General features: G+C 54.0%; 33 protein-coding genes. 4 read left to right on the top strand and 29 right to left on the bottom strand.

From position 1 onward, the window contains the following. Nucleotides 1-119: 119 nt before the first annotated feature. Genes rpsQ through rpsJ form a run of 11 tightly spaced genes read right to left on the bottom strand, consistent with a single transcriptional unit; the run spans nucleotide 120 to nucleotide 5,076 of the window. Nucleotides 120-374, bottom strand: a complete 255-nt coding sequence (gene rpsQ, locus OTG14_RS21355; RefSeq protein ID WP_008503489.1) for a 30S ribosomal protein S17 — start codon at nucleotides 372-374, stop codon at nucleotides 120-122. Next, the gene (gene rpmC, locus OTG14_RS21350; RefSeq protein ID WP_003863282.1) at nucleotides 374-565 is read right to left on the bottom strand and encodes a 50S ribosomal protein L29; all 192 of its coding nucleotides are present in this window, start codon (nucleotides 563-565) and stop codon (nucleotides 374-376) included. The genes rpsQ and rpmC overlap by 1 nt, the downstream gene beginning before the upstream one ends. Continuing rightward, a complete protein-coding gene (rplP, locus tag OTG14_RS21345; protein ID WP_002919759.1) occupies nucleotides 565-975 on the bottom strand; it encodes a 50S ribosomal protein L16 in 411 nt (136 codons plus the stop codon). Before rplP ends, rpmC begins: the two co-directional genes overlap by 1 nt. A 12-nt stretch (nucleotides 976-987) precedes the next feature. Beyond that, the gene (gene rpsC, locus OTG14_RS21340; RefSeq protein WP_000529945.1) at nucleotides 988-1,689 is read right to left on the bottom strand and encodes a 30S ribosomal protein S3; all 702 of its coding nucleotides are present in this window, start codon (nucleotides 1,687-1,689) and stop codon (nucleotides 988-990) included. Nucleotides 1,690-1,706: 17 nt separating this feature from the next. Then, nucleotides 1,707-2,039, bottom strand: coding sequence for a 50S ribosomal protein L22 (gene rplV / locus OTG14_RS21335; protein WP_002919773.1), 333 nt, complete (start codon nucleotides 2,037-2,039; stop codon nucleotides 1,707-1,709). 14 nt (nucleotides 2,040-2,053) lie between these two features. Next, a complete protein-coding gene (gene rpsS / locus OTG14_RS21330) occupies nucleotides 2,054-2,332 on the bottom strand; it encodes a 30S ribosomal protein S19 (RefSeq protein WP_001138117.1) in 279 nt (92 codons plus the stop codon). 16 nt (nucleotides 2,333-2,348) lie between these two features. After that, nucleotides 2,349-3,170 (bottom strand): 50S ribosomal protein L2, encoded by an 822-nt coding sequence (rplB, locus tag OTG14_RS21325; RefSeq protein WP_000301859.1) that lies wholly within the window; start codon nucleotides 3,168-3,170, stop codon nucleotides 2,349-2,351. 17 nt (nucleotides 3,171-3,187) lie between these two features. Continuing rightward, complete coding sequence (gene rplW / locus OTG14_RS21320) at nucleotides 3,188-3,490, bottom strand: 50S ribosomal protein L23 (RefSeq protein ID WP_000617546.1); 303 nt, start codon at nucleotides 3,488-3,490, stop codon at nucleotides 3,188-3,190. Next, nucleotides 3,487-4,092, bottom strand: coding sequence for a 50S ribosomal protein L4 (gene rplD / locus OTG14_RS21315; RefSeq protein WP_000424395.1), 606 nt, complete (start codon nucleotides 4,090-4,092; stop codon nucleotides 3,487-3,489). The genes rplW and rplD overlap by 4 nt, the downstream gene beginning before the upstream one ends. Nucleotides 4,093-4,102: 10 nt before the next feature. After that, the gene (rplC, locus tag OTG14_RS21310; RefSeq protein ID WP_003863274.1) at nucleotides 4,103-4,732 is read right to left on the bottom strand and encodes a 50S ribosomal protein L3; all 630 of its coding nucleotides are present in this window, start codon (nucleotides 4,730-4,732) and stop codon (nucleotides 4,103-4,105) included. 32 nt (nucleotides 4,733-4,764) lie between these two features. Then, a complete protein-coding gene (gene rpsJ, locus OTG14_RS21305; RefSeq protein WP_001181005.1) occupies nucleotides 4,765-5,076 on the bottom strand; it encodes a 30S ribosomal protein S10 in 312 nt (103 codons plus the stop codon). Nucleotides 5,077-5,456: 380 nt separating this feature from the next. On the opposite strand from rpsJ, the gene OTG14_RS21300 reads away from it, so the two are divergent. After that, a complete protein-coding gene (locus OTG14_RS21300; protein WP_248273439.1) occupies nucleotides 5,457-5,930 on the top strand; it encodes a prepilin peptidase in 474 nt (157 codons plus the stop codon). On the opposite strand, the gene bfr is transcribed toward OTG14_RS21300, so the two are convergent. From bfr to fkpA, 11 genes are all read right to left on the bottom strand, one after another. After that, entirely contained in the window at nucleotides 5,914-6,390 is a 477-nt protein-coding gene (gene bfr, locus OTG14_RS21295) for a bacterioferritin (RefSeq protein ID WP_008503492.1), read from the bottom strand. The genes OTG14_RS21300 and bfr overlap by 17 nt on opposite strands. Before the next feature lie 72 nt (nucleotides 6,391-6,462). After that, nucleotides 6,463-6,657 (bottom strand): bacterioferritin-associated ferredoxin, encoded by a 195-nt coding sequence (gene bfd, locus OTG14_RS21290; RefSeq protein WP_008503493.1) that lies wholly within the window; start codon nucleotides 6,655-6,657, stop codon nucleotides 6,463-6,465. A gap of 179 nt (nucleotides 6,658-6,836) precedes the next feature. Next, complete coding sequence (gene tuf / locus OTG14_RS21285) at nucleotides 6,837-8,021, bottom strand: elongation factor Tu (RefSeq protein WP_014068448.1); 1,185 nt, start codon at nucleotides 8,019-8,021, stop codon at nucleotides 6,837-6,839. A 69-nt stretch (nucleotides 8,022-8,090) separates the two neighbouring features. After that, nucleotides 8,091-10,205 (bottom strand): elongation factor G, encoded by a 2,115-nt coding sequence (gene fusA / locus OTG14_RS21280; RefSeq protein ID WP_008503004.1) that lies wholly within the window; start codon nucleotides 10,203-10,205, stop codon nucleotides 8,091-8,093. Between the two features lie 96 nt (nucleotides 10,206-10,301). Beyond that, nucleotides 10,302-10,772 (bottom strand): 30S ribosomal protein S7, encoded by a 471-nt coding sequence (gene rpsG / locus OTG14_RS21275; protein WP_004106370.1) that lies wholly within the window; start codon nucleotides 10,770-10,772, stop codon nucleotides 10,302-10,304. Between the two features lie 96 nt (nucleotides 10,773-10,868). Continuing rightward, nucleotides 10,869-11,243 carry a 30S ribosomal protein S12 gene (gene rpsL / locus OTG14_RS21270; RefSeq protein ID WP_000246815.1) on the bottom strand — a complete coding sequence of 125 codons (375 nt, stop codon included), beginning with the start codon at nucleotides 11,241-11,243 and terminating at the stop codon, nucleotides 10,869-10,871. A gap of 124 nt (nucleotides 11,244-11,367) precedes the next feature. Beyond that, nucleotides 11,368-11,655, bottom strand: coding sequence for a sulfurtransferase complex subunit TusB (tusB, locus tag OTG14_RS21265; protein WP_024907951.1), 288 nt, complete (start codon nucleotides 11,653-11,655; stop codon nucleotides 11,368-11,370). Nucleotides 11,656-11,662: 7 nt separating this feature from the next. Continuing rightward, the gene (gene tusC / locus OTG14_RS21260) at nucleotides 11,663-12,022 is read right to left on the bottom strand and encodes a sulfurtransferase complex subunit TusC (RefSeq protein WP_032648384.1); all 360 of its coding nucleotides are present in this window, start codon (nucleotides 12,020-12,022) and stop codon (nucleotides 11,663-11,665) included. Then, nucleotides 12,022-12,408, bottom strand: a complete 387-nt coding sequence (tusD, locus tag OTG14_RS21255; RefSeq protein ID WP_048992404.1) for a sulfurtransferase complex subunit TusD — start codon at nucleotides 12,406-12,408, stop codon at nucleotides 12,022-12,024. The genes tusC and tusD overlap by 1 nt, the downstream gene beginning before the upstream one ends. Further along, nucleotides 12,408-13,130 (bottom strand): helix-turn-helix transcriptional regulator, encoded by a 723-nt coding sequence (locus OTG14_RS21250; RefSeq protein WP_003861697.1) that lies wholly within the window; start codon nucleotides 13,128-13,130, stop codon nucleotides 12,408-12,410. The genes tusD and OTG14_RS21250 overlap by 1 nt, the downstream gene beginning before the upstream one ends. Nucleotides 13,131-13,296: 166 nt before the next feature. Continuing rightward, nucleotides 13,297-14,115: an FKBP-type peptidyl-prolyl cis-trans isomerase gene (gene fkpA / locus OTG14_RS21245; RefSeq protein WP_023309460.1), complete on the bottom strand. Its 819-nt coding sequence runs from the start codon at nucleotides 14,113-14,115 to the stop codon at nucleotides 13,297-13,299. Nucleotides 14,116-14,353: 238 nt separating this feature from the next. Here fkpA and OTG14_RS21240 point away from each other — a divergent pair, with 238 nt between their 5' ends. Further along, complete coding sequence (locus OTG14_RS21240) at nucleotides 14,354-14,572, top strand: protein SlyX (RefSeq protein WP_024907948.1); 219 nt, start codon at nucleotides 14,354-14,356, stop codon at nucleotides 14,570-14,572. A 51-nt stretch (nucleotides 14,573-14,623) separates the two neighbouring features. On the opposite strand, the gene slyD is transcribed toward OTG14_RS21240, so the two are convergent. The 4 genes from slyD to kefG all read right to left on the bottom strand — a co-directional run bounded on the left by slyD (nucleotide 14,624) and on the right by kefG (nucleotide 17,879). After that, nucleotides 14,624-15,214 carry a peptidylprolyl isomerase gene (slyD, locus tag OTG14_RS21235; RefSeq protein ID WP_024907947.1) on the bottom strand — a complete coding sequence of 197 codons (591 nt, stop codon included), beginning with the start codon at nucleotides 15,212-15,214 and terminating at the stop codon, nucleotides 14,624-14,626. A gap of 94 nt (nucleotides 15,215-15,308) precedes the next feature. Then, nucleotides 15,309-15,509: a YheV family putative zinc ribbon protein gene (locus OTG14_RS21230; protein WP_010436300.1), complete on the bottom strand. Its 201-nt coding sequence runs from the start codon at nucleotides 15,507-15,509 to the stop codon at nucleotides 15,309-15,311. A gap of 13 nt (nucleotides 15,510-15,522) precedes the next feature. Then, nucleotides 15,523-17,328 carry a glutathione-regulated potassium-efflux system protein KefB gene (gene kefB / locus OTG14_RS21225; protein ID WP_267215714.1) on the bottom strand — a complete coding sequence of 602 codons (1,806 nt, stop codon included), beginning with the start codon at nucleotides 17,326-17,328 and terminating at the stop codon, nucleotides 15,523-15,525. Then, nucleotides 17,328-17,879 (bottom strand): glutathione-regulated potassium-efflux system ancillary protein KefG, encoded by a 552-nt coding sequence (kefG, locus tag OTG14_RS21220; RefSeq protein ID WP_014885493.1) that lies wholly within the window; start codon nucleotides 17,877-17,879, stop codon nucleotides 17,328-17,330. Before kefG ends, kefB begins: the two co-directional genes overlap by 1 nt. A 138-nt stretch (nucleotides 17,880-18,017) precedes the next feature. On the opposite strand from kefG, the gene OTG14_RS21215 reads away from it, so the two are divergent. Beyond that, nucleotides 18,018-19,922, top strand: coding sequence for an ABC transporter ATP-binding protein (locus OTG14_RS21215; RefSeq protein ID WP_136195929.1), 1,905 nt, complete (start codon nucleotides 18,018-18,020; stop codon nucleotides 19,920-19,922). Nucleotides 19,923-19,937: 15 nt separating this feature from the next. Next, nucleotides 19,938-20,870 carry a LysR family transcriptional regulator gene (locus tag OTG14_RS21210; protein WP_021242218.1) on the top strand — a complete coding sequence of 311 codons (933 nt, stop codon included), beginning with the start codon at nucleotides 19,938-19,940 and terminating at the stop codon, nucleotides 20,868-20,870. Nucleotides 20,871-20,954: 84 nt separating this feature from the next. Here the strand turns inward: OTG14_RS21210 and mdcH are convergent, their stop codons facing one another. Genes mdcH through OTG14_RS21195 form a run of 3 tightly spaced genes read right to left on the bottom strand, consistent with a single transcriptional unit; the run spans nucleotide 20,955 to nucleotide 23,430 of the window. Next, entirely contained in the window at nucleotides 20,955-21,851 is an 897-nt protein-coding gene (gene mdcH, locus OTG14_RS21205; protein ID WP_267215713.1) for a malonate decarboxylase subunit epsilon, read from the bottom strand. After that, complete coding sequence (locus OTG14_RS21200) at nucleotides 21,851-22,468, bottom strand: malonate decarboxylase holo-ACP synthase (RefSeq protein ID WP_267215712.1); 618 nt, start codon at nucleotides 22,466-22,468, stop codon at nucleotides 21,851-21,853. The genes mdcH and OTG14_RS21200 overlap by 1 nt, the downstream gene beginning before the upstream one ends. Nucleotides 22,469-22,470: 2 nt before the next feature. Further along, entirely contained in the window at nucleotides 22,471-23,430 is a 960-nt protein-coding gene (locus tag OTG14_RS21195; RefSeq protein ID WP_024907941.1) for an AEC family transporter, read from the bottom strand. Nucleotides 23,431-23,531 lie beyond the last annotated feature (101 nt).

Here is a 23,531-nt window from a genome sequence, read left to right as displayed (position 1 = left end):
AGCCGTTAAAAAGCCCCATATCGAGGGCGCGGCATTATAACACCGCTTCTGCAATATGGGTAGAAAAAATAAACGGCTCATCGCTGAGCCGTTTATTCGTATTGAGAAGGCGTACTGTATTACAGAACCGCTTTCTCTACAACGCGAACCAGCGTCCAGGACTTAGTCTTGGACAGTGGACGGCATTCACGGATTTCAACCTTGTCGCCGATACCACATTCGTTGTTCTCGTCATGTACGTGCAGTTTGGTCGTACGCTTGATGAATTTACCGTAGATCGGGTGTTTCACAATACGTTCGATAGCTACAACAATGGATTTCTCCATTTTGTCGCTAACAACACGACCTTGCAGAGTACGGATTTTATCGGTCATTACGCACCCGCCTTCTGAGTCAGTAAAGTCTTAACGCGTGCAACATTGCGACGCACTTGCTTCAGCAGGTGAGTCTGTTGCAGCTGGCCACTTGCAGCCTGCATACGCAGGTTGAACTGCTCACGCAGCAGGTTCAGCAGCTCAGCGTTCAGCTCTTCAACGCTTTTTTCACGCAGCTCTTTTGCTTTCATTACATCACCGTCTTAGTTACAAAGGTGGTTTTGATAGGCAGTTTCGCTGCTGCCAGGCCGAAGGCTTCACGGGCCAGCTCTTCCGGAACACCGTCCATTTCATAAAGGACTTTGCCCGGTTGGATCAAGGCAACCCAGTACTCCACGTTACCTTTACCTTTACCCATACGAACTTCCAGCGGCTTCTCGGTGATCGGTTTGTCCGGGAATACACGGATCCAGATCTTACCTTGACGCTTAACTGCACGGGTCATTGCACGACGTGCTGCTTCGATCTGACGTGCAGTCAGACGACCACGGCCAACAGCTTTCAGACCGAAAGTGCCGAAGCTAACATCCGTACCCTGCGCCAGACCACGGTTGCGGCCTTTGTGCACTTTACGGAATTTTGTACGCTTTGGTTGTAACATCAGCGACGCTCCTTATTTACGGCCTTTACGCTGCTGCTTTTTAGGTTGAGCAGCCGGTTTTTCCGGTTGTTCAACAGCAGCCATACCACCCAGGATCTCACCTTTGAAGATCCATACCTTAACGCCGATTACACCGTAAGTGGTGTGCGCTTCAGAGGTGTTGTAGTCGATGTCAGCACGCAGAGTGTGCAGCGGTACGCGACCTTCACGGTACCATTCGGTACGTGCGATTTCCGCGCCGCCCAGACGGCCGCTAACTTCAACTTTGATACCTTTAGCGCCCAGACGCATTGCGTTCTGTACAGCACGCTTCATAGCACGACGGAACATAACGCGACGTTCCAGCTGAGAAGTGATGCTGTCAGCAACCAATTTAGCGTCCAGTTCAGGCTTACGAACTTCAGCGATATTGATCTGTGCAGGAACGCCAGCGATATCCGCTACGACCTTGCGCAGTTTTTCTACGTCTTCGCCTTTCTTACCGATAACGATGCCAGGGCGAGCAGTGTGAATAGTCACACGGATGCTCTTAGCTGGACGCTCGATAACGATACGAGATACAGACGCTTTAGCCAGTTCCTTAGTCAGGTACTGACGTACTTTAAAATCGCTGTCCAGGTTGTCAGCGAATTCTTTGGTGTTCGCAAACCAGGTAGAGTTCCATGGTTTTACAATACCCAGGCGAATACCATTAGGATGTACTTTCTGACCCATTGCTAGTCTCCAGAGTCTCAGCGATCGGACACAACCACAGTAATGTGGCTGGTGCGCTTCAGGATGCGATCTGCACGACCTTTCGCACGCGGCATAATGCGCTTCATGCTTGGGCCTTCATCTACGAAAATTTTCGCGACTTTCAGATCGTCGATGTCAGCGCCATCGTTGTGTTCAGCGTTAGCAATGGCAGATTCCAGTACTTTCTTGACCAATACCGCAGCTTTCTTGTTGGTATAGGTCAGGATGTCCAGGGCCTGCGACACTTTCTTACCGCGAATCAGGTCAGCAACAAGGCGAACCTTCTGAGCAGAAGAACGAGCATGGCGATGTTGAGCTAAAGTTTCCATCTCTTCCTCCTACCTTATTTCTTCTTCGCTTTTTTATCAGCAGCGTGGCCGCGATAAGTACGAGTCGGTGCGAATTCACCCAGTTTGTGACCAACCATTTCGTCGGTAACAAAGACTGGAACGTGCTGACGACCATTATGGACAGCGATGGTCAAACCGATCATGTTAGGAAAGATCGTTGAACGACGGGACCAAGTGCGCAGGGGCTTCTTGTCTCCGCTTTCCACCGCTTTCTCTACCTTCTTCAGCAAGTGCAGGTCAATAAAAGGACCTTTCTTGAGAGAACGTGGCATGGCTTATCCTCTAAAATTATTTGCTACGGCGACGTACGATAAATTTATCAGTACGCTTGTTGCTGCGGGTCTTCTTACCTTTGGTCTGAACGCCCCACGGAGTTACCGGGTGCTTACCAAAGTTACGACCTTCACCACCACCATGTGGGTGGTCGACTGGGTTCATCGCAGTACCGCGAACGGTAGGACGAACACCACGCCAGCGTGCAGCACCTGCTTTACCCAGAACGCGCAGCATATGCTCAGCATTGCCAACTTCGCCCAGAGTAGCGCGGCAGTCTGCTTCGACTTTACGCATTTCACCAGAACGCAGACGCAGGGTGACATAAGCACCATCACGCGCAACGATCTGAACGTAAGTACCAGCGGAACGTGCCAGCTGACCGCCTTTACCTGGTTTCATTTCTACGTTATGAACGGTAGAACCAACCGGGATATTGCGCATCGGCAGGGTGTTGCCTGCTTTGATTGCAGCATCAACGCCAGACTGAATCTGGTCGCCAGCTTTCAGGCCTTTAGGGGCCAGGATGTAACGGCGTTCGCCGTCTTTGTACAGAACCAGCGCGATGTTCGCGGAACGGTTCGGATCGTACTCAAGACGTTCAACAACTGCTGGGATACCGTCTTTGTTGCGTTTGAAGTCAACAATACGATAAGCCTGCTTGTGGCCACCACCGATGTGACGAGTGGTGATACGGCCATTGTTGTTACGACCACCGGATTTGCTGTTTTTTTCCAGCAACGGAGCAAAAGGTTTGCCCTTGTGCAGCTCAGGGTTAACCACTTTAACTACGTGGCGACGACCCGGAGATGTCGGTTTACATTTAACAACTGCCATTGTATTACTCCTCCGACTTACTCAGCGCCGCCAACGAAGTCCAGATTCTGGCCTTCTTTCAGGGTGACGTAAGCTTTTTTCCAGTCGCTACGACGACCGATACGCTGTCCGTGACGTTTAACTTTCCCTTTAACTACTAGGGTGTTAACGACTTCGACTTCGACTTCAAACAGTTTCTGCACAGCAGCTTTGATCTCTGCTTTGGTCGCGTCTTTAGCAACTTTGAGAACGATGGTGTTTGTTTTTTCCATCGCAGTAGACGCTTTTTCAGAAACGTGCGGTGCGCGAAGCACCTTCAGCAGACGTTCTTCACGAATCATGCCAGCATCTCCTCAACTTGCTTAACAGCATCAGCAGTCATTACGACTTTGTCGAAGGCGATCAGGCTAACCGGGTCGATACCAGTCGCATCGCGTACGTCAACCTTGTGCAGGTTACGTGCGGCCAGGAACAGGTTCTCGTCCAGCTCACCGGTGATGATCAGCACATCTTCCAGAGCCATGTCTTTCAGTTTCTGTGCCAGCAGCTTAGTTTTAGGCGCTTCTACAGAGAACTTCTCGACAACGATCAGACGATCCTGACGTACCAGTTCGGACAGGATGCTTTTCAGCGCGCCGCGGTACATCTTTTTGTTAACTTTTTGACTGTGGTCCTGTGGACGCGCAGCGAAGGTCACGCCACCTGAACGCCAGATCGGGCTCTTGATAGAACCTGAACGCGCACGGCCGGTACCTTTCTGGCGCCATGGCTTTTTGCCAGAACCAGTTACTTCAGCACGAGTCTTCTGAGCACGAGTACCCTGACGAGCACCAGCTGCATAAGCAACAACAACCTGGTGAACCAGCGCTTCGTTGAAATCACGACCGAAGGTAGTTTCGGAAACAGTCAGCGCGCTCTGCGCGTCTTTCAATACTAATTCCATTGCTATCCCCTTACGCCTTCACAGCTGGTTTAACGATCAGGTCGCTACCGGTTGCACCCGGAACTGCACCTTTAACCAGCAGCAGGTTGCGCTCAGCGTCAACACGTACTACGTCCAGGCTCTGAACGGTTACACGTTCGTTACCCAGCTGACCTGCCATTTTCTTGCCTTTGAACACTTTGCCCGGAGTCTGGTTCTGACCGATAGAACCCGGAACGCGGTGAGACAAGGAGTTACCGTGAGTAGCGTCCTGGGTACGGAAGTTCCAGCGCTTAACGGTACCAGCAAAACCTTTACCTTTAGAGGTACCGGTTACGTCAACTTTTTTAACGTCAGCAAACAGCTCAACGCTAATGTCCTGACCTACGGTGAACTCTTCGCCTTCAGCAAGACGGAATTCCCACAGACCACGGCCAGCTTCTACGCCAGCTTTAGCGAAGTGACCCGCTTCTGGTTTGGTTACACGGTTAGCTTTTTTAGCACCAGTGGTAACCTGAATAGCGCGGTAGCCATCGTTAGCCAGATCTTTAACCTGAGTAACGCGGTTTGCTTCAACTTCGATTACGGTTACTGGGATAGAAACGCCATCTTCAGTGAAGATGCGGGTCATACCCACTTTTTTACCGACTAAACCAATCATTGTTTCAACCTCTCAATCGCTCGATGACCTGATTAACCCAGGCTGATCTGCACGTCTACACCGGCAGCCAGATCCAGACGCATCAGAGCATCAACGGTTTTCTCAGTTGGCTCAACGATGTCAACCAGACGCTTGTGAGTGCGGATTTCGTACTGATCACGCGCGTCTTTGTTGACGTGCGGGGAGATCAGAACGGTGAAGCGCTCTTTGCGGGTCGGCAGCGGGATCGGACCACGGACTTGCGCACCAGTGCGCTTAGCAGTCTCGACGATTTCCGCGGTTGATTGATCGATCAGACGATGATCAAACGCTTTAAGGCGGATACGGATTCTTTGGTTCTGCATGAGACCAGAGCTCCAATTATTTTATAAACGAAAATGATTACTCCTCAAACCCATTACGATTGATGGGAGAGTGTAACCGTTCTTACGTAGCTCCCCAATTGGGAGCATTGTTGAGTAACAAAATGAGCTACTCTGGTTCTGATTGAACCCGCCGTCAATTACGACAAGCCCGCGCATTATACGTAAATCTGGGTAAGACGCAAGTGCCGTTTAGAAATTAAGCGCCAAAGGCGCAGGATGCGTAAGAGCGCGCAACATTTCATGCAATGTATTCTGCGTCGATTCTTTGTTTCGAGCCGCTACGCATCTCCGTTTTTTATGCATTGCCGGCCAGGCCGTTTATAACGAGTATGCGCTCAAACCCGTTTGAGGCCTTTTTCATGCTAACCACCCTCCCCTTTCTGCTGATCTATCTTTCACTGACTGCCTTACTGGTACATGCCGATATTCGCTACGGTCGGCTTCCCGATAAATTTCTCTGCCCGCTGCTATGGGCGGGTCTGCTCTTTCAGCTCTGTATCCATCCTGATTTTCTGCCGAGCGCGGTGGCGGGTGCGATGGCTGGATATATTGGCTTTGCCGTTATTTACTGGGGCTACTGGTTTATCCGCCGACGTGAAGGTATGGGATATGGCGATGTGAAATACCTGGCGGCGCTTGGTGCATGGCACGGCTGGTGCGTACTGCCTACGCTGGCGCTACTCGCGGCGCTGATGGCGCTTCTTTGCATTCTTGTTTTTTCGTTAATCCGCCCTGATATGAAGGCAATAAAAAACCCGCTGCCTTTTGGGCCATTTCTGGCAGCAGCGGGTTTATGCATAGGCTGGAAGACGTTGGTTACTCTTCCACTTTAATCTGTGACTGAAGGTAGTTCTGCAGGCCAATTTTAGCAATCAGATCCAGCTCCGTTTCCAGCCAGTCAATATGGCCTTCTTCATCGGCCAGGATTTGGATCATCATATCGCGACTGACGTAGTCATGTACGCTGTCTGCGTAGGCAATGGCTTCACGGAGATCTTTGGCGCCTTCAAGTTCCAGCCTGAGGTCAGAACGCAGCATCTCTTCGACATCTTCTCCGATGCCCAGCTTGCCGAGATCCTGCAGGTTTGGAATGCCTTCAAGAAATAAAATACGCTCGATATATTTATCAGCGTGCTTCATTTCATCGATCGATTCATGGTACTCAACGTCGTTCAGACGTTTAAGCCCCCAGTTTTTGAACATTCTCGCGTGAAGAAAGTACTGGTTAATTGCGACAAGCTCATTTCCCAATAATTTATTGAGATAACTTATGATTTTAACATCACCTTTCATTATATAGTCCCTCCGCTTCCACTCATTGAAGCGTAGATCGGGCTACAGGGATGTCAAAAAAAAGATGGGCGCTTACGCTATCTCTTTGTATTCCGGGATCTGCATCAATTCGTCCTGCATGATCTCTCGCGCAGCACGTACGCATTTACCGCATTGATTTCCCACCGGAACAAATTTGCGTAGCTGTTGAAATGACTGAGGCTGAAACTGGCGAACGGCCTGACGTATTTTCTTGTCGCTTACACCATTACATAAACAAACGTACATAGAGACTCCCGTTCAAATTATGCGCAAAGTGTAAGTGAGAATGGTTATGATTACAATAGCACAAACGCCACAATACGGGACGGGAGCAGGCAAAAAATGCGAAATTTTGTGACAACGCCTGAGCGGCAAAAAACAAAAAAGGACGCCGAAGCGTCCTTTTTTTATTCGGGGATAATTAATTAGCCCAGAACTTTAGCAACAACGCCCGCGCCAACGGTACGGCCGCCTTCACGGATTGCGAAACGCAGACCGTCGTCCATCGCGATTGGGTGGATCAGAGTCACAACCATCTTGATGTTGTCGCCTGGCATTACCATCTCAACGCCTTCTGGCAGTTCGATGGTACCGGTCACGTCAGTTGTACGGAAGTAGAACTGTGGACGGTAGCCTTTGAAGAACGGAGTATGACGGCCGCCTTCGTCTTTGGACAGAATGTACACTTCAGATTCGAACTTGGTGTGTGGCTTGATTGAGCCTGGCTTCGCCAGAACCTGACCACGTTCGATTTCTTCACGTTTGATACCACGCAGCAGAACACCAACGTTCTCACCAGCACGGCCTTCGTCCAGCAGTTTGCGGAACATTTCAACGCCAGTACAGGTAGACTTCGCAGTCTCTTTGATACCAACGATTTCAACTTCTTCGCCAACTTTGATGATACCGCGCTCTACACGACCGGTAACAACGGTACCACGACCGGAGATGGAGAATACGTCTTCGATTGGCAGCAGGAATGGCTTGTCAATCGCACGCTCTGGTTCTGGGATGTAAGAATCCAGGAAGCCAGCCAGTTCGATGATTTTCGCTTCCCACTCAGCTTCGCCTTCCAGCGCTTTCAGAGCAGAACCTCGAACGATTGGGGTATCGTCGCCTGGGAAATCGTACTGAGACAGCAGTTCACGAACTTCCATCTCTACCAGTTCCAGCAGCTCTTCGTCATCAACCATGTCGCATTTGTTCAGGAACACGATGATGAAAGGAACGCCTACCTGACGACCCAGCAGGATGTGCTCACGAGTCTGAGGCATTGGGCCGTCAGTCGCAGCAACAACCAGGATCGCGCCGTCCATCTGCGCAGCACCGGTGATCATGTTTTTAACATAGTCGGCGTGGCCTGGGCAGTCTACGTGTGCGTAGTGGCGAGTCGGGGTGTCATATTCAACGTGGGAAGTGTTGATGGTGATACCACGTGCTTTTTCTTCTGGTGCGTTATCGATCTGGTCGAATGCACGAGCAGAACCACCGTAGGTTTTAGCCAGAACGGTAGTGATTGCAGCAGTCAGGGTAGTTTTACCATGGTCAACGTGGCCGATAGTACCAACGTTGACGTGCGGTTTTGTACGTTCAAATTTTTCTTTAGACACGGCTATATTCCTTACTATAGTGCTCTCCCCTGTGGAGAGAGCACGGGACTTAGGTTTTAATCCTGTGGATTACTTACCACGGGCTTCAATAACGGCCTGAGCAACGTTGTTAGGCGCATCATCATACTTCAGGAATTCCATGGTGTATGATGCACGACCTTTGGTCAGAGAACGCAGCTGAGTTGCATATCCGAACATTTCAGACAGCGGAACTTCAGCGTGGATCTTAACGCCAGTTACTTCGGATTCCTGACCACGCAGCATACCGCGACGACGGCTCAAGTCACCGATAACGTCACCGGTGTTCTCTTCAGGAGTTTCTACTTCAACCTTCATGATTGGCTCAAGCAGAACTGGTTTTGCTTTCTTAAAGCCTTCTTTAAAGGCAATAGACGCAGCCAGTTTAAACGCCAGTTCAGAGGAGTCAACGTCGTGGTAAGAACCGAAGTGCAGACGAACACCCATGTCAACAACCGGATAGCCAGCCAGAGGGCCCGCTTTCAGCTGTTCCTGGATGCCTTTATCAACGGCTGGGATGTATTCGCCAGGAATTACACCACCTTTGATGTCGTTGATGAACTCGTAACCTTTCGGGTTAGAGCCCGGCTCCAGTGGGTACATGTCGATCACAACGTGACCGTACTGACCGCGACCACCAGACTGCTTAGCGTGTTTACCTTCAATGTCGGTAACTTTCGCGCGAATCGCTTCGCGGTAAGCAACCTGAGGTTTACCCACGTTCGCTTCAACGTTGAATTCACGCTTCATACGGTCAACGATGATGTCCAGGTGCAGTTCACCCATACCAGCGATGATGGTCTGGTTAGATTCTTCATCAGTCCATACGCGGAATGATGGGTCTTCTTTCGCCAGACGGCCCAGAGCCAGACCCATTTTTTCCTGGTCAGCTTTGGTTTTTGGTTCAACTGCGATGGAGATTACCGGCTCTGGGAATTCCATACGCTCCAGAATGATCGGGTGATCCGGGTCACACAGGGTGTCACCAGTGGTCACGTCTTTCAGACCGATAGCTGCAGCGATGTCGCCCGCACGAACTTCTTTGATCTCTTCACGTTTGTTAGCGTGCATCTGTACGATACGGCCAAAACGCTCACGCGCCGCTTTCACGGAGTTCAGGATGGTATCACCGGAGTTAACCACACCAGAGTAAACGCGGAAGAAGGTCAGGTTACCCACGAATGGGTCGGTAGCAATTTTGAACGCCAGTGCAGAGAATGGCTCTTCGTCGCTTGCGTGACGCTCAGCCGGGGTATCTTTACCGTCGTCCAGGATGCCGTTGATCGCAGGAACGTCAACCGGGGATGGCAGGTAGTCAACTACCGCATCCAGCATCGCCTGAACACCTTTGTTCTTGAACGCAGAACCACAGGTTACCAGGATGATTTCGTTGTTCAGAACGCGCTGACGCAGAGCTTTTTTGATCTCTTCTTCAGTCAGTTCTTCACCACCCAGGTATTTCTCCATCAGCTCTTCAGAAGCTTCAGCAGCGGATTCGATCAGGTTCTGGTGCCATTCGTCAGCCAGGTCCTGCATTGCAGCTGGGATATCTTCGTATTCGAAGGTAACGCCCTGGTCTGCATCGTTCCAGTTGATGGCTTTCATTTTCACCAGGTCGATAACGCCGGTGAAGCCTTCTTCAGCACCAATTGCCAGCTGCAGCGGAACAGGGTTCGCGCCCAGACGGGTTTTGATCTGACCAACAACTTTCAGGAAGTTAGCACCCATACGGTCCATTTTGTTAACGAACGCGATGCGTGGAACTTTATATTTGTTTGCCTGACGCCATACGGTTTCAGACTGTGGCTGAACACCACCAACTGCGCAATAAACCATTACCGCGCCGTCAAGAACACGCATGGAACGTTCTACTTCGATGGTGAAGTCAACGTGCCCTGGGGTGTCGATGATGTTTACGCGATGCGGTTCGTACTGCTTAGCCATACCTGACCAGAATGCAGTAGTCGCTGCGGAGGTGATAGTGATACCACGCTCCTGCTCCTGTTCCATCCAGTCCATGGTGGCTGCGCCGTCATGAACTTCACCGATTTTGTGGTTTACACCGGTGTAGAACAGAATACGTTCGGTAGTAGTGGTTTTACCGGCGTCGATGTGCGCACTGATACCGATGTTACGGTAGCGTGCGATGGGTGTTGTACGAGCCATTTGATTCCTCGTTTATATCTTTAGGCGTTCAGTTAAGTTACCCAGAGCGGGCGGCTTCTCTGAAGCGCCCGCCTGGTGACTAAGACTCCGAAGGGATTACCAACGGTAGTGTGCGAACGCCTTGTTGGCTTCTGCCATACGGTGAACGTCTTCACGTTTCTTAACTGCAGTACCTTTGTTGTCTGCAGCATCAGAAAGTTCGTTCGCCAGACGCAGAGCCATGGATTTATCACCGCGTTTACGAGCAGCTTCAACGATCCAACGCATTGCCAGGGCATTACGACGAACCGGACGAACTTCAACTGGAACCTGATAAGTAGAACCACCAACGCGGCGGGACTTAACTTCTACAGTTGGGCGAACGTTGTCGAGAGCGACTTCGAAAGCTTCCAGTTCATTTTTACCAGAGCGCTGAGCCAGGGTCTCAAGCGCGCTGTATACGATTGCTTCTGCAGTAGATTTTTTACCATCTACCATCAGGATATTTACAAATTTTGCCAGCAGTTCTGATCCGAATTTCGGATCTGGAAGAATTTTACGCTGACCAATGACGCGACGACGTGGCATGGGAATACTCCGTTGTTAATTCAGGATTGTCCAAAACTCAAAGAGTTTAGTGTGACATTAAGATAAATCAGTTTGGCCTTACTTAACGGAGAACCATTAAGCCTTAGGACGCTTCACGCCGTACTTGGAGCGAGCCTGCTTACGGTCTTTAACACCTGAGCAGTCCAGCGCACCACGAACGGTGTGGTAACGAACACCCGGAAGGTCTTTAACACGACCGCCACGGATCAGGATCACGGAGTGCTCCTGCAGGTTGTGACCTTCACCACCGATGTAGGAAGTCACTTCGAAACCGTTAGTCAAACGCACACGGCATACTTTACGCAGTGCGGAGTTTGGTTTTTTAGGAGTGGTGGTATATACACGAGTACATACGCCACGTTTCTGCGGGCAGGCTTCCAGCGCAGGCACGTTGCTTTTCGCAACTTTGCGTGCACGTGGTTTGCGTACCAGCTGGTTAACTGTTGCCATTAAATAGCTCCTGGTTTTAGCTTTTGCTTCGTAAACACGTAATAAATCGACCTCATACAATATGAGGACGCGAAATTTTAGGGCTACGTCGAAAAGGTGTCAAGAAATATACAGCGATCTCAGATCACCAGTTCATTTGACTGGCGTGCGTCACAGTAAGATTGACGAAATCAGTATAGCCAACCACGTCAATTTTGGCTGAAATTTGACCAGAAAGACCCCGCGCATCCAGATCGTCTTTCAGCGCAGAGACTGTTATGGGGGCGTTCGTGAGAATTTCAACGAAACGACTGCCTTCCAGTGCGGCAAGCACGCCATCCTGAATCAGCAGCAGGTCATCACCTTCGCGCAGCATACTCAGTAACGCGTCGATATCACATTGCCACGGTGAATGGCTCAGAGTATGGAGCATGGCGGCCTCAGAAAGTCAGAACGGTGTCGTAGTGGGAAAGGTGTTCGCGTAATGCAGCAGAAGACAGGACGGTCACATCCAGCACGAAAGGCGTCTTCTCATCCAAACCGCGAGCGGCCAGCGAGTCGGCGCAGACATACAGGGTTTCAATGTCGTACAGCGGCAACACTTTGAAGGTAGCGATGTAATCCCGCGCAAGAATGGCCTGTGGCTGCTGACCCGCCAGAAGCTGAAACACCCCGTCCCCCAAAAAGAAGACGCCGATATCTTCGGTTAGCGCGGACGTCGCAAGTAACGCATCCAGCCCTTCGCGGCCGGAAGCGCTGCCGTGCGGCGCAGACGTAAAAACAAATGCCACGCGCTTCATCAGAATTGCACCACTCTGTCGCAGGTTAATGCCGCCTGTGCCAGTGCACCCAGACCACTCAACGAAAAACCGGGCTGCAGGTTAGAACCCGATAAACCAGAACGCGCGGCTTCGGTTGCATCGGTCACGCCGCGGCGCAGTGCCGCCGCCACGCAGATGTGCAGTTCTACGCCCTGCTTTTCGTTTAATGCCTGCCAGGCGCGCACCAGATCGAACTCATCGCTCGCCGGTGAGGTAAACTGATTCGCGTTATACACCCCTTCCCGATAGAAGAAGACGCTCGCCAGCTCATGTCCAGCCGCCAGTAGCGCATGCGCAAACTGCAGCGCGCTGCTGGCCTGCTGAGTACCGTACGCCGGGCCTGTCACCATTAACGCAAAACGCATTACTTGTCTTGTCCCAGGAAATCGCCGCTTTTGAACTGACGAATATAGAGGTAGACCGTGTGCTTGGAGATGTTCAGACGATCGGCCACCTGGTTGATGGCGTCTTTAATATCAAAAATCCCTTTTTCATAGAGATTGAGCACGATCTGACGATTCTTGGCGTTGTTCGAGACGTTGCGATCGGCATTCACCTCTTCAATCGTAAACTCAAGCGTCTGCGTCACCAGATCTTCAACGGAGGAGGCAAAGTTAACAGAAGAGCCAACGTCCGGCGTTTCTGGTGGAATAAAGGTGCTCATGATTTGCGAGAATGGCACATCAAGGTTCATGTTGATGCACAGCAGTCCAATAACACGATGCTCGCGGTTTCGAATCGCGATGGTTTCTGATTTCATCAGCACGCCGCTTTTGGCGCGGGTGAAATAGCATTTGGAGACGCTGCTGTCCGCGCCGGTCATGTCATGCAGCATACGCAATGCAAGGTCGGTAATTGGCGAACCAATTTTACGGCCAGTATGCTCACCATTCGCAATACGGATGGCGGAACACTTCAGATCTTGCAGGGAGTGCAATACGATTTCGCAGTGGGAGCCAATGAGCATCGCTAACCCGTCCACTACCGCTTCATAGGATTTCAGAATATCGAAGTCGGTCTGATCGAAAGGACGTTGATCCAGCAAATCAAGTTCACTGGTTTCGTTGGTTAAAAGCGACCTGGACATGAAAAAAACACTCCTTTTCAGGAGCCTGTCGTTAGGTTTTCAGGGCAGGCTCATTATCTACACGGACAACTAAATTAATACAGCGTGCCTAACGCTTTCCAGTGTTAATTATATCTGCCCCACAATAAAAAACCGCCGCCTTAAAGGCGGCGGTTTTTTTTCAGCATTACTTCTTAGCAGCAGCGGCTTTATCGTCAGCCGGCGCGTCTGCCTTGGCATCCGCTTTCGGTGCTGGTTTGATGTCCAGCAGCTCTACGTCAAAGACCAGCGTAGAGTTGGCAGGGATACCCGGCACGCCGGTTTTGCCATAGGCCAGATCCGGTGGAATAACCATCTTGATCTTGCCGCCTTTCTTGATGTTTTTCAGGCCTTCAGTCCAGCCCGGGATCACACCATCAAGACGGAAGGAGAGCGGCTCACCGCGGGTGTAAGAGTTATCGAACTCTTTACCGTCGATCAGCGTACCTTTGTAGTTCACAACAACGGTGTCGCTGTCTTTAGGCGCATCGCCGGTGCCTTCTTTCTCAACTTTGTACACCAGGCCAGTCGAAGAGGTTTTCACACCCTTCTCTTTAGCAAAGGTGTCGCGGTAGGCTTTGCCTTTCGCTTCGTTGTCTTTAGCGTCCGCGTCCATCTTAGTCTGCGCGGCACCCTTCACGCGCGCTTCAAACGCCTGCAGAGTCTGTTCAATTTCCTGGTCAGACAGCTTGCTCTTATCTGCAAATGCGTCCTGAACGCCCGCGATCAGCTGAGCTTTATCCAGTTTGATGCCCAGTTTCTCTTGTTCTTTCAGAGAGTTTTCCATGTAACGGCCCAGAGATGCGCCCAGTGCATAGGCGGATTTCTGGTCGTCATTTTTGAACGCCGCTTTGCTGTCTGCAGTGGCAGCAGGCTTCGCAGCAGTATCAGCAGCGAATGACAGCGGCGCGTTCAGCGCAACAGCCATCGTCGTCGCCAGCAGCGTTACTTTAAACAGTGATTTCATCCATATCTCCAGGGCCTGGGGACTCTCACCCCAGCGTTAAACGTAAATGAGTTACGTACTATAAAACGTTGCGGAAGAAATCTACAGACAGACACTTCCAATTCTCGCCACTTTTCAGACTATTTTTGTTTAAATAAGTTTCCTGCCAAGGGGATGCGGACTGTACTTAAGGATAAACTCAGTTAAACTGCGCCGCCGCAGGACCAATATGGCGAATCTGAAATAAACGAGGTGAATGATGAAGGATACAGCATTAGAAGCGAGAATGGCTGAGCTGGAAAGCCGCCTGGCTTTTCAGGACATCACCATCGAAGAGCTAAACCAGACCGTGACCGCACATGAGCTCGAAATGGCAAAACTGCGGGATCATATGCGCCTGCTGACGGAAAAGCTGAAGGCCACGCAGCCGTCAAACATTGCCTCTCAGTCAGAAGAGACGCCACCTCCTCATTATTGAGGCGTAAAAAAAGCGGGATTATCCCGCTTTTTTATTTTCCGCATGACGGAATTAGTGGCAACCGCAGCCGCCGTTACCGCAACCACCTTTACCGTGATCGTGGTCGTGACCATGGTCGTGGCCGTGACCACCGCAGCAGCCGTCGTGGCCGTGATCGTGGTCATGGTCGTGACCGTGCGCACCGTGAACGTGGCCATGAGCCAGCTCTTCTTCGGTCGCTTCACGGATCGCAACAACTTCTACGTTGAACTTCAGGTTCTGGCCAGCCAGCATGTGGTTACCGTCAACCACGACGTGGTCATCTTCCACTTCGGTGATTTCAACAGGAACGGGGCCCTGGTCAGTTTCAGCCAGGAAGCGCATGCCAACCTGCAGTTCGTCAACGCCCATGAACACGTCTTTAGGAACGCGCTGAACCAGATTGTCGTCATACTGACCGTAAGCGTCGTTCGCGCCTACAGCAACGTCAAATTTGTCGCCAACTTCATGACCTTCCAGCGCGTTTTCCAGGCCGGAAATCAGGGAACCGTGACCATGCAGGTAGTCAAGCGGCGCACTCACCGGAGACTCATCAACCAACACACCGTCTTCTGTACGTACCTGATAGGCCAGGCTGACCACCAGGTCTTTTGCTACTTTCATGATATCTCCTGAGCGTGGGAAAATTGCTGGCGCAGATTGTAGCGGAAATCTGCACCTGTGTACCCTTTAGCTTAAAAAAACTCAGGGCATATCGCTAGTCCGGATGAAAAATCCCGATAACTTGCTCTTCTTTGCGAACGTGATCGCGGGCCTCTTTGTCGGCCTCACGCATCTGGTGACCGCACTTAACACACTCAACAACATCAATATTATTTTCCCGCCACATCGCCAGGGTATCTTGCGCCTGGCAGGTCGGGCATTTTGCACCCGCGATAAAGCGTTTACGTACAGCCATCTTTCGTTACCCTTTATTCAAATTCATCCCAGCCATCGAGCTGGCGTCGTTCCTGCTGCATCTCGCGCTGGAAGATCTCCTCCAGCTCGCGACGCGCTTCCCGCACACGGGAGATCTGCGCCGTATCGGTATGTACCGGCATCAGCTCGCGCAGCATCCTCATATCCAGCCGGCGGAAGTGCATCTGGGCGCGCTGCGCCTGATGCGGATGCATGCCGAGCGAGATCAGCGCCTTACGGCCCAGCTCCAGCGCGCTGGAGAACGTCTCACGGGAGAAGTGTTTCACACCCGCCTGCAATAATTCGTGAGCTTCAACACGTCCCCGCGCGCGCGCCAGTATATGCAGATGCGGGAAATGCTGCTGGCACAACTCCACCAGCTTCATCGTATCTTCCGGATCGTTACAGGTAATCACGATGGACTCTGCCGCTTCCGCCCCCGCCGAGCGCAGCAGCTCAAGCTGGGTCGCGTCGCCGTAGTAAACCTTGTAGCCGTATTTGCGCATCAGGTTGACCGCGCTGATATCCCGCTCCAGCACCGTAATGCGCATTTTGTTCGCCATCAGCAAACGCCCGATCACCTGTCCAAAGCGGCCAAAGCCCACCACGATCACCTGGGGCTTATCATCCTCCACCCACGGCGCTTCGTCTTCATCGTCTGTCGGATTCAGGCGGCGCGACAGCAGTTTATCCACCAGCTTCATCAACAGCGGCGTGGTCATCATTGACAGCGTGACCGTCACCAGCAAAAGCGCCATCTGGTCGTCTTTAAACAGCTTCTGGGAGGAGGCGGTAGAGAACAGCACAAACGCGAACTCGCCTCCCTGGCTTAACACGCTGGCAAACTGCATGCGTTCCGAACTGCGCAAGCCGTAAATGCGCGCCATGACGTACAGTACCAGCGTTTTCACCGCCACCAGGATGGCCACGCTCACCACAACCCACAGCAGATGGGTATAGAGCACGCCAAGGTTGAGCGCCATCCCCACCGAAATAAAGAACAGGCCTAACAGCAGCCCTTTAAAGGGATCGATGGCAATTTCCAGCTCGTGGCGGTATTCACTTTCCGCCAGCAGCACCCCGGCGATAAAGGTCCCGAGCGCCATCGACAGCCCCAGCGCATCCATAAATAATGCCGACCCCAGCACCAGCAGCAGCGTCGCGGCGGTAAACACCTCGCGAACGCCGGATGCGGCAATAAAGCGGAACACCGGACGTAACAGGAAACGTCCGCCAATAAGCATCCCCGCGAAGGCCAGCACCTTCATCGCGATTTTCGCCCAGTCGAAGTGGTCGTCGCCGGAGCCCGCCAGCAGCGGCACCAGCGCCAGCGCCGGGATGACCGCCAAATCCTGGAACAGCAGCACCGAAAAACCCAGCTGACCGGCTTCGTTGCGGTTCATCCCCTTGTCGCGCATCAGTTGCAGGGCCATCGCCGTCGACGACATCGCAAGGCCTATCCCGCCGATCACCGCCGCCTGCCAGGAGAAATTCGTCAGCATTAACAGGCCACCCAGAATCGCGGCGCTGAACACCACCTGCGCGGCACCCACGCCAAAGATGGAGCGTCGAAGCTGCCACAATTTAGAAGGGTTGAGCTCAAGGCCGATGATGAACATCAGGAACACCACGCCCAGTTCGGAGAAGTGAAGAATTTCATCCACATCGCTGATGAATCCCAGTCCCCAGGGGCCAATCGCGATCCCCGCCAGCAGATACCCCAGTACCGCACCGATACCAATACGCGCAGCAAGCGGCACCGCGACGACGGCCGCAAATAAAAACAGCACCCCGGCGAGGAGCAAATTCGATCCTTCCATTAACGACCTCCTGCCGGAATCGGTGACGCCAGCCATTCACCATAGGCTCTGGCGTGGCTGGCCAGTTCTTTCGGATCCTGGCGTCGGGCCCAGTAGACAATAATCGGGCTCATCCAGTGCATACGGCACATTGCCGCCGTCAGCTCGAAAGGCCGCAGAATGTCGCTCATCGGATAGCGGTTCAGCCCGTCGTGGCGGTAAGCGCTTTCGGGTTCACCGGTCGTAATCACGCTACGCCAGTACTTTCCCGCCAGCTGGTTGCCCCCCACCCCGCTGGAGAAGCCCCGGCTCAGCACGCGGTCCAGCCACTCTTTGAGCAGCGCCGGACAGCTGTAGGTATAAAGCGGATGCTGGAACACAATCACGTCATGCTGACGCAGCAGTTCCTGCTCGTAAGGAATATCAATAAAGAAATCAGGATAGTGCGCGTAGAGATCGTGCACCGTCACGTTACTGAGCTGTGTGGCCGGCTTAAGCAGCACCCGGTTTGCCACCGAGTCCTGAGATTCCGGATGGGCATACAGCAGCAGCACTTTTGCTGTCTGAGACATCATTCCCCTCCCGGTCTTGTTTCTGTTTTTGTGTATCGTTGTTGTTTTGGGCTACCATGGCGGCCCGGTGCGGAAAATGGCCCACACCTTACATTATCATAATGACAAATTAACATAGTCGGAACATACGGCGCTTCTATGATTGTTTTCTCCTCGTTACAAATTCGTCGCGGCGTGCGCGTCCTGCTGGATAACGCCACTGCTACCATCAACCCAGGCCAAAAAGTGGGTCTGGTCGGCAAAAACGGCTGTGGTAAATCCACGCTGCTGGCGTTGCTGAAAAACGAGATTAGCGCGGATGGCGGTAACTTCACCTTCCCGGGGAACTGGCAGCTCGCCTGGGTGAACCAGGAGACGCCAGCCCTGAGCGAACCGGCACTCGACTATGTTATCGACGGCGACCGGGAATACCGCAAGCTCGAGGCGGAACTTAACGCCGCTAACGAGCGCAACGACGGCCACGCCATCGCCACCGTTCACGGCAAGCTGGACGCCATTGACGCGTGGACGATTCGCTCCCGCGCCTCCAGCCTGCTTCACGGCCTGGGCTTCAGCAATGAACAGCTGGAACGCCCGGTCAGCGACTTCTCCGGTGGCTGGCGCATGCGCCTCAACCTGGCGCAGGCGCTGATCTGCCGCTCTGACCTGCTGCTGCTCGATGAACCGACTAACCACCTCGATCTCGATGCGGTTATTTGGCTGGAGAAGTGGCTCAAGAGCTATCAGGGCACTCTGATTCTGATCTCCCACGACCGAGACTTCCTCGACCCGGTGGTGGATAAAATCATTCATATCGAACAGCAAACGATGTTCGAGTACACCGGCAACTACAGCTCCTTCGAGCGCCAGCGCGCGACGCGTCTTGCCCAGCAGCAGTCCATGTACGAAAGCCAGCAGCAGCGCGTGGCGCACCTGCAGAGCTTTGTGGATCGCTTCAAGGCCAAAGCGTCAAAAGCAAAGCAGGCCCAGAGCCGCATCAAGATGCTGGAGCGCATGGAGATGATCGCCCCGGCGCACGTCGACAATCCGTTCCACTTCAGCTTCCGCGCCCCGGAAAGCCTGCCAAATCCGCTGCTGAAAATGGAAAAAGTCAGCGCGGGCTATGCCGACCGCATTATTCTCGACTCCATCAAGCTCAACCTGGTGCCGGGTTCACGTATTGGTCTGCTGGGACGCAACGGTGCCGGTAAATCGACGCTGATCAAACTGCTGGCGGGCGAGCTTAACCCGGTCAAGGGTGAAATCGGCCTGGCGAAGGGCATCAAGCTGGGTTACTTCGCCCAGCATCAGCTGGAATTTTTACGCGCGGATGAATCCCCGATTCAGCACCTCGCGCGTCTGGCGCCGCAGGAGATGGAGCAGAAGCTGCGCGACTACCTCGGCGGCTTCGGCTTCCAGGGCGATAAGGTCACCGAAAACACCGAGCGTTTCTCGGGCGGTGAAAAAGCCCGTCTGGTGCTGGCGCTGATCGTCTGGCAGCGCCCGAACCTGCTGCTGCTCGATGAACCGACCAACCACCTGGATCTCGATATGCGTCAGGCGCTGACCGAAGCGCTGATTGAGTTCGAAGGTGCACTGGTGGTGGTTTCGCACGACCGTCACCTGATCCGCTCCACCACGGACGATCTCTACTTAGTGCACGATGGCAAAGTCGAACCGTTCGACGGCGATCTGGAAGACTACCAGCAGTGGCTGACGGACGTGCAGAAGCAGGAGAACCAGCCGGAGGAGTCGGCGAAAGACAACGCCAACAGCGCGCAGGCACGTAAAGACCAGAAGCGCCGTGAAGCGGAGCTGCGCACCCAGACGCAGCCGCTGCGTAAAGAGATTGCCCGTCTCGAAAAAGAGATGGAAAAGCTCAACGCCACGCTTGCCGCTGTTGAAGAGAAGCTCGGCGACAGCGGGCTGTATGACCAGAGCCGTAAAGCCGAACTGACGGACTGCCTGCAAACCCAGGCGAAGACCAAATCCAGCCTCGAAGAGTGCGAGATGGCGTGGCTGGACGCGCAGGAACAGCTGGAAGCGATGCTGCAGGCTGACTGATCCACCGGGAGGGCTATGAGTTTCGATAACACGAGCGAGATTACATTCCGCAAACTCAGCATCTTCATGACGTTTATGGAGAAGGGGAATATCGCGCGTACCGCCGAAACTCTGGGCCTGAGCGGCGTCAGCGTTCACCGTGCGCTGCACACGCTGGAAGAGAACGTGCGCTGCCCGCTCTTTACCCACAAGGGGCGCAACCTGATTGCTCTCCCTTCCGCCTGGACCTTGCTGGAATATTGCCAGGAAGTGATGCAGGTGATGGAGCGCGGGCTGGAAGCGTCGCGCAAAATTGCCGGGATCGGCCAGGGGCGGCTGCGCGTGGGCACGCTCTACTCACTCACCCTGGAAACCGTGCCGCGCCTGATTATGGGCATGAAGCTGCGTCGTCCGGATCTGGAAATGGATCTGACGATGGGCTCCAACGAAACCCTGCTGCACATGCTGGATGAAGGCTCGCTGGACGCCATTCTTATCTCCATTTCCGAGAGCGATATCGACCGTAACAGCCTCGAAGTGCTCCCCCTGTTCCACGACGATATTTTCCTTGCCGCACCGGCCTCCGCGACGCTCAATACCCGCGGTCCGGCCGATCTGCGCGACTATAAAGATCGGAAATTTGTCTCTCTTGCGGAAGGGTTCGCCACCTATGCAGGCTTCCAGGAGGCGTTTCATATCGCCGGGTTCGAGCCGGAGATTGTTACCCGGGTGAATGACATTTTCTCCATGCTCAGCCTGGTGCAGGCGGGAGTGGGCTTTACGCTGATGCCGGGCAGGATGAAAAAGGTCTATGAGAATTCCGTGCAGCTCCTGAAGCTTGCCGAGCCGTACCAGATGCAACAGCTGATTGCCATCGTCTTTGCCCGCAACCGCGAGCAGGATCCAAGCCTGCGGGCGCTGGCCGCCGAAGGGCGGATGTATGCCCGCAGTTTGCAGGATAGTGCCTGATGTTATTGCCCGGTGGCGCTACGCTTACCGGGCCTACAGTCCGTAGTAGGCCCGGTAAGGCGCAGCCGCCACCGGGCTAAACCATCACGCACGGAGTCGCTTCGCCAGATGTACCGCCACGTCCACTCCGCTGCGCTCCAGTGAAATGGTCTCTCCTTCCCACGGCGCCTGACGCGTGAGGCAGGTCAGTACGCCGCCGGGGGGCATCTCGATCGCCAGCCGGGCTTCGCGTTCATTCGCTGAAATCATCGCCTCCTGCCAGCGCACCGTACGCGCCATGTTCATCGCCAGATCGTCGGCGATCTTTTCCGACTGCCACAGCACGCGCCCGGTGCTGCCGCTCAGGTAGGCGCAGCGTGGGCGTGAAAGCGTGACCGATTCAAACGCCGTTGCCAGCTTTTGCGCGGGTGCTGTCAGCAGTTCGCAGTGCGACGGCACGCTGACCGCCAGCCGTTTGGCCTTGCTCGCCCCTTTCGCCAGCGCGCGCGATGCCGCCTCCGCCATTCCTTCATCGGTTCCGGCAATCACGATCTGCGTTTCGGCATTCAGGTTGGCAATATAGGTCCCGGTGCCCTGGATAAGGTCTTCCACCTGCGGCAGAGTGAGCCCCATAATTGCCGTCAGGCCGTAGCCGTGCGGATACGCCTGCTCCATCAGATCGCCACGCAGCGCCACCAGCTTCAGCGCATCCGTGAAGTCCAGCGCGCCTGCGATGACCGCCGCCGGATAAGCGCCGATGGACAGCCCGCTGACGATATCCGGCGTCACGCCGCGCCGTTCCAGCTGGCGCGCCCAGGCCACGCCTGCAATTAGCAGGCAAAGCTGAACCGCGCGGGTGTGGGTTAACGCGTCTGCGCTATCCAGCGTATCCACTTCGGCGCCAAGCACCTCACGCGCCTGAGCCAGTTCCGTTCCCGGCAGGTTTTGCAGCATGCCTTCGTGCTGCGTGCCCTGCCCCGGAAAGGTAAACACTATTTTCATCACTCCTCCCTGCGCCACGGATCCGCCACCAGGCGCGGTCCACGGCGGGTTTTCAGCAGCGTTTTGCCGTCGCGCAGCCACTCTGCCAGCGCAAAGCCACCCTCGGGGGTATCCACCTGCGTATCCGCACGGCACAGTGCGCGGCTAAGCTGAGACTGCCAGCCAGCAAACGCATCAGGGGAAACGGCGTGCGGGGCGCGGATCAGCAGATCAAGATCGCTGCCGGCATGAATAACCGGAATACCGGTCGCCAGCGCGTAGCCGGTGCTGCCGGTAATGCCCCACGTCCACGGCCACGCCTGCTGAGAAAGCTGCAGCGCCACCTGAACGGGTGGCTGGGTAACAAACGGCGAGCGCAACAGATCGGCCGCAACGCTCAGGTCTTCCGGTGAAACCACGCGTAACACGTTTTCCGGCTTCACCCACCCGGCCGCCCGCTGGTCGCGGCGCAGTCCGCGCACGCCAACGGGGATCCGGCCTTCACTGTCAACATCACGCCGCACCACCACCGGCAGGCCGGTATGCCAGGCCGCCTCCACCCAGGATTCGGTGATGCCTTCCAGCGCGTCGCGCGCGGTAAGCCAGATGAGGTCGTGCGGGCGTAATGTTATGGTCATGATTACATTCCTGAAGTCAGCGAGATAAACAGCGGCAGCGACAGGATACACAGTACGGAGCTTAACAGCAGCACGGCTTCAGCATCCGGCGACTGCACGCCAAAGCGGTTACCGAACACCACGCCGAAGAAGCCCGCAGAAAGTGCAATCATCAGGATAGCGGTGATCGCCACGGAGCCATGCAGGCCGAAGATCAGCACAATACCCCAGGCAATCGCTGGCTGAATCAGCAGCTTGGCGATGGTTGACGTAATCACCATGGTGTTGATCTGCAGCTTACGGGCAGAGAGGATCACCCCGGTCAGGAACAGCGCGGCAGCGGTGGCGGACAGCCCCAGCGGTTTAATCGCTGCAAGAACCAGTTCCGGCATTTTGATCCCAATGGCGGAAAGAATCACGCCCAGCAGCGGGCCCATCACGATCGGTTTTTTAATGGAGCGCCACATCAGCACCGGCAGCATGGAGAGCGTCGAGCCCGAGTTATTCCCCTCGGCGCGTGCTTTCTCACGCTCCAGAATCAGCAGGCAGAACGGGGTCATCAGCACCGAACCGCAGGCAATAGAGACCGCAACGGAAAGCGACGTGGACGAACCTTCACCCAGCACACTGCCCAGAATCGGCAGGCCAAGCGCTGCATAGTTCGGTAAAGCTACCGTCAGGGTCAGCACGGCCGCGTCCTGCGGGGATTTCTTAAAGACTTTCGTGGCGAGGAAGTAGATGGCCGCATAGGTGATCCACATCGCCAGAGTGAGAACCAGAATCAGCGGCGACTGCGCCACGATGCCGGTCCACGGCGTTTGCACGGTGGCGCTAAACAGCGCGGCAGGCAGTGCAAAATCCATGACGAATATATTGAGCAGGGAAACGTTTTTGTTATCGACCATCTTTGCCTTACCGGCCCAGAATCCCAGCAGCATGATGACGAAAATCGGTGCAAGAGCATGAACAATTACGTAAGTCATAAATCACCTGTAGTAAAAAAAGTTTTAGCACTGGTGCGATGTTTATTATTTTTCAGGATGCAGGCTCCCGCGCGGGCGCAGCGGGCGCGCCCACGGGGTTT

This window comes from Enterobacter pseudoroggenkampii (assembly GCF_026420145.1).
Lineage (GTDB): Bacteria > Pseudomonadota > Gammaproteobacteria > Enterobacterales > Enterobacteriaceae > Enterobacter > Enterobacter pseudoroggenkampii.
This window is presented reverse-complemented; position numbering and strand designations above follow the sequence as displayed.

Bases quoted from the DNA above. Each gene is read 5' to 3' on its own strand.
- rpsQ (WP_008503489.1), bottom strand. From the start codon at position 374: ATGACCGATAAAATCCGTACTCTGCAAGGTCGTGTTGTTAGCGACAAA.
- rpmC (WP_003863282.1), bottom strand. From the start codon at position 565: ATGAAAGCAAAAGAGCTGCGTGAAAAAAGCGTTGAAGAGCTGAACGCT.
- rplP (WP_002919759.1), bottom strand. From the start codon at position 975: ATGTTACAACCAAAGCGTACAAAATTCCGTAAAGTGCACAAAGGCCGC.
- rpsC (WP_000529945.1), bottom strand. From the start codon at position 1,689: ATGGGTCAGAAAGTACATCCTAATGGTATTCGCCTGGGTATTGTAAAA.
- rplV (WP_002919773.1), bottom strand. From the start codon at position 2,039: ATGGAAACTTTAGCTCAACATCGCCATGCTCGTTCTTCTGCTCAGAAG.
- rpsS (WP_001138117.1), bottom strand. From the start codon at position 2,332: ATGCCACGTTCTCTCAAGAAAGGTCCTTTTATTGACCTGCACTTGCTG.
- rplB (WP_000301859.1), bottom strand. From the start codon at position 3,170: ATGGCAGTTGTTAAATGTAAACCGACATCTCCGGGTCGTCGCCACGTA.
- rplW (WP_000617546.1), bottom strand. From the start codon at position 3,490: ATGATTCGTGAAGAACGTCTGCTGAAGGTGCTTCGCGCACCGCACGTT.
- rplD (WP_000424395.1), bottom strand. From the start codon at position 4,092: ATGGAATTAGTATTGAAAGACGCGCAGAGCGCGCTGACTGTTTCCGAA.
- rplC (WP_003863274.1), bottom strand. From the start codon at position 4,732: ATGATTGGTTTAGTCGGTAAAAAAGTGGGTATGACCCGCATCTTCACT.
- rpsJ (WP_001181005.1), bottom strand. From the start codon at position 5,076: ATGCAGAACCAAAGAATCCGTATCCGCCTTAAAGCGTTTGATCATCGT.
- OTG14_RS21300 (WP_248273439.1), top strand. From the start codon at position 5,457: ATGCTAACCACCCTCCCCTTTCTGCTGATCTATCTTTCACTGACTGCC.
- bfr (WP_008503492.1), bottom strand. From the start codon at position 6,390: ATGAAAGGTGATGTTAAAATCATAAGTTATCTCAATAAATTATTGGGA.
- bfd (WP_008503493.1), bottom strand. From the start codon at position 6,657: ATGTACGTTTGTTTATGTAATGGTGTAAGCGACAAGAAAATACGTCAG.
- fusA (WP_008503004.1), bottom strand. From the start codon at position 10,205: ATGGCTCGTACAACACCCATCGCACGCTACCGTAACATCGGTATCAGT.
- rpsG (WP_004106370.1), bottom strand. From the start codon at position 10,772: ATGCCACGTCGTCGCGTCATTGGTCAGCGTAAAATTCTTCCAGATCCG.
- rpsL (WP_000246815.1), bottom strand. From the start codon at position 11,243: ATGGCAACAGTTAACCAGCTGGTACGCAAACCACGTGCACGCAAAGTT.
- tusB (WP_024907951.1), bottom strand. From the start codon at position 11,655: ATGCTCCATACTCTGAGCCATTCACCGTGGCAATGTGATATCGACGCG.
- tusC (WP_032648384.1), bottom strand. From the start codon at position 12,022: ATGAAGCGCGTGGCATTTGTTTTTACGTCTGCGCCGCACGGCAGCGCT.
- tusD (WP_048992404.1), bottom strand. From the start codon at position 12,408: ATGCGTTTTGCGTTAATGGTGACAGGCCCGGCGTACGGTACTCAGCAG.
- OTG14_RS21250 (WP_003861697.1), bottom strand. From the start codon at position 13,130: ATGTCCAGGTCGCTTTTAACCAACGAAACCAGTGAACTTGATTTGCTG.
- fkpA (WP_023309460.1), bottom strand. From the start codon at position 14,115: ATGAAATCACTGTTTAAAGTAACGCTGCTGGCGACGACGATGGCTGTT.
- OTG14_RS21240 (WP_024907948.1), top strand. From the start codon at position 14,354: ATGAAGGATACAGCATTAGAAGCGAGAATGGCTGAGCTGGAAAGCCGC.
- slyD (WP_024907947.1), bottom strand. From the start codon at position 15,214: ATGAAAGTAGCAAAAGACCTGGTGGTCAGCCTGGCCTATCAGGTACGT.
- OTG14_RS21230 (WP_010436300.1), bottom strand. From the start codon at position 15,509: ATGGCTGTACGTAAACGCTTTATCGCGGGTGCAAAATGCCCGACCTGC.
- kefB (WP_267215714.1), bottom strand. From the start codon at position 17,328: ATGGAAGGATCGAATTTGCTCCTCGCCGGGGTGCTGTTTTTATTTGCG.
- kefG (WP_014885493.1), bottom strand. From the start codon at position 17,879: ATGTCTCAGACAGCAAAAGTGCTGCTGCTGTATGCCCATCCGGAATCT.
- OTG14_RS21215 (WP_136195929.1), top strand. From the start codon at position 18,018: ATGATTGTTTTCTCCTCGTTACAAATTCGTCGCGGCGTGCGCGTCCTG.
- OTG14_RS21210 (WP_021242218.1), top strand. From the start codon at position 19,938: ATGAGTTTCGATAACACGAGCGAGATTACATTCCGCAAACTCAGCATC.
- mdcH (WP_267215713.1), bottom strand. From the start codon at position 21,851: ATGAAAATAGTGTTTACCTTTCCGGGGCAGGGCACGCAGCACGAAGGC.
- OTG14_RS21200 (WP_267215712.1), bottom strand. From the start codon at position 22,468: ATGACCATAACATTACGCCCGCACGACCTCATCTGGCTTACCGCGCGC.
- OTG14_RS21195 (WP_024907941.1), bottom strand. From the start codon at position 23,430: ATGACTTACGTAATTGTTCATGCTCTTGCACCGATTTTCGTCATCATG.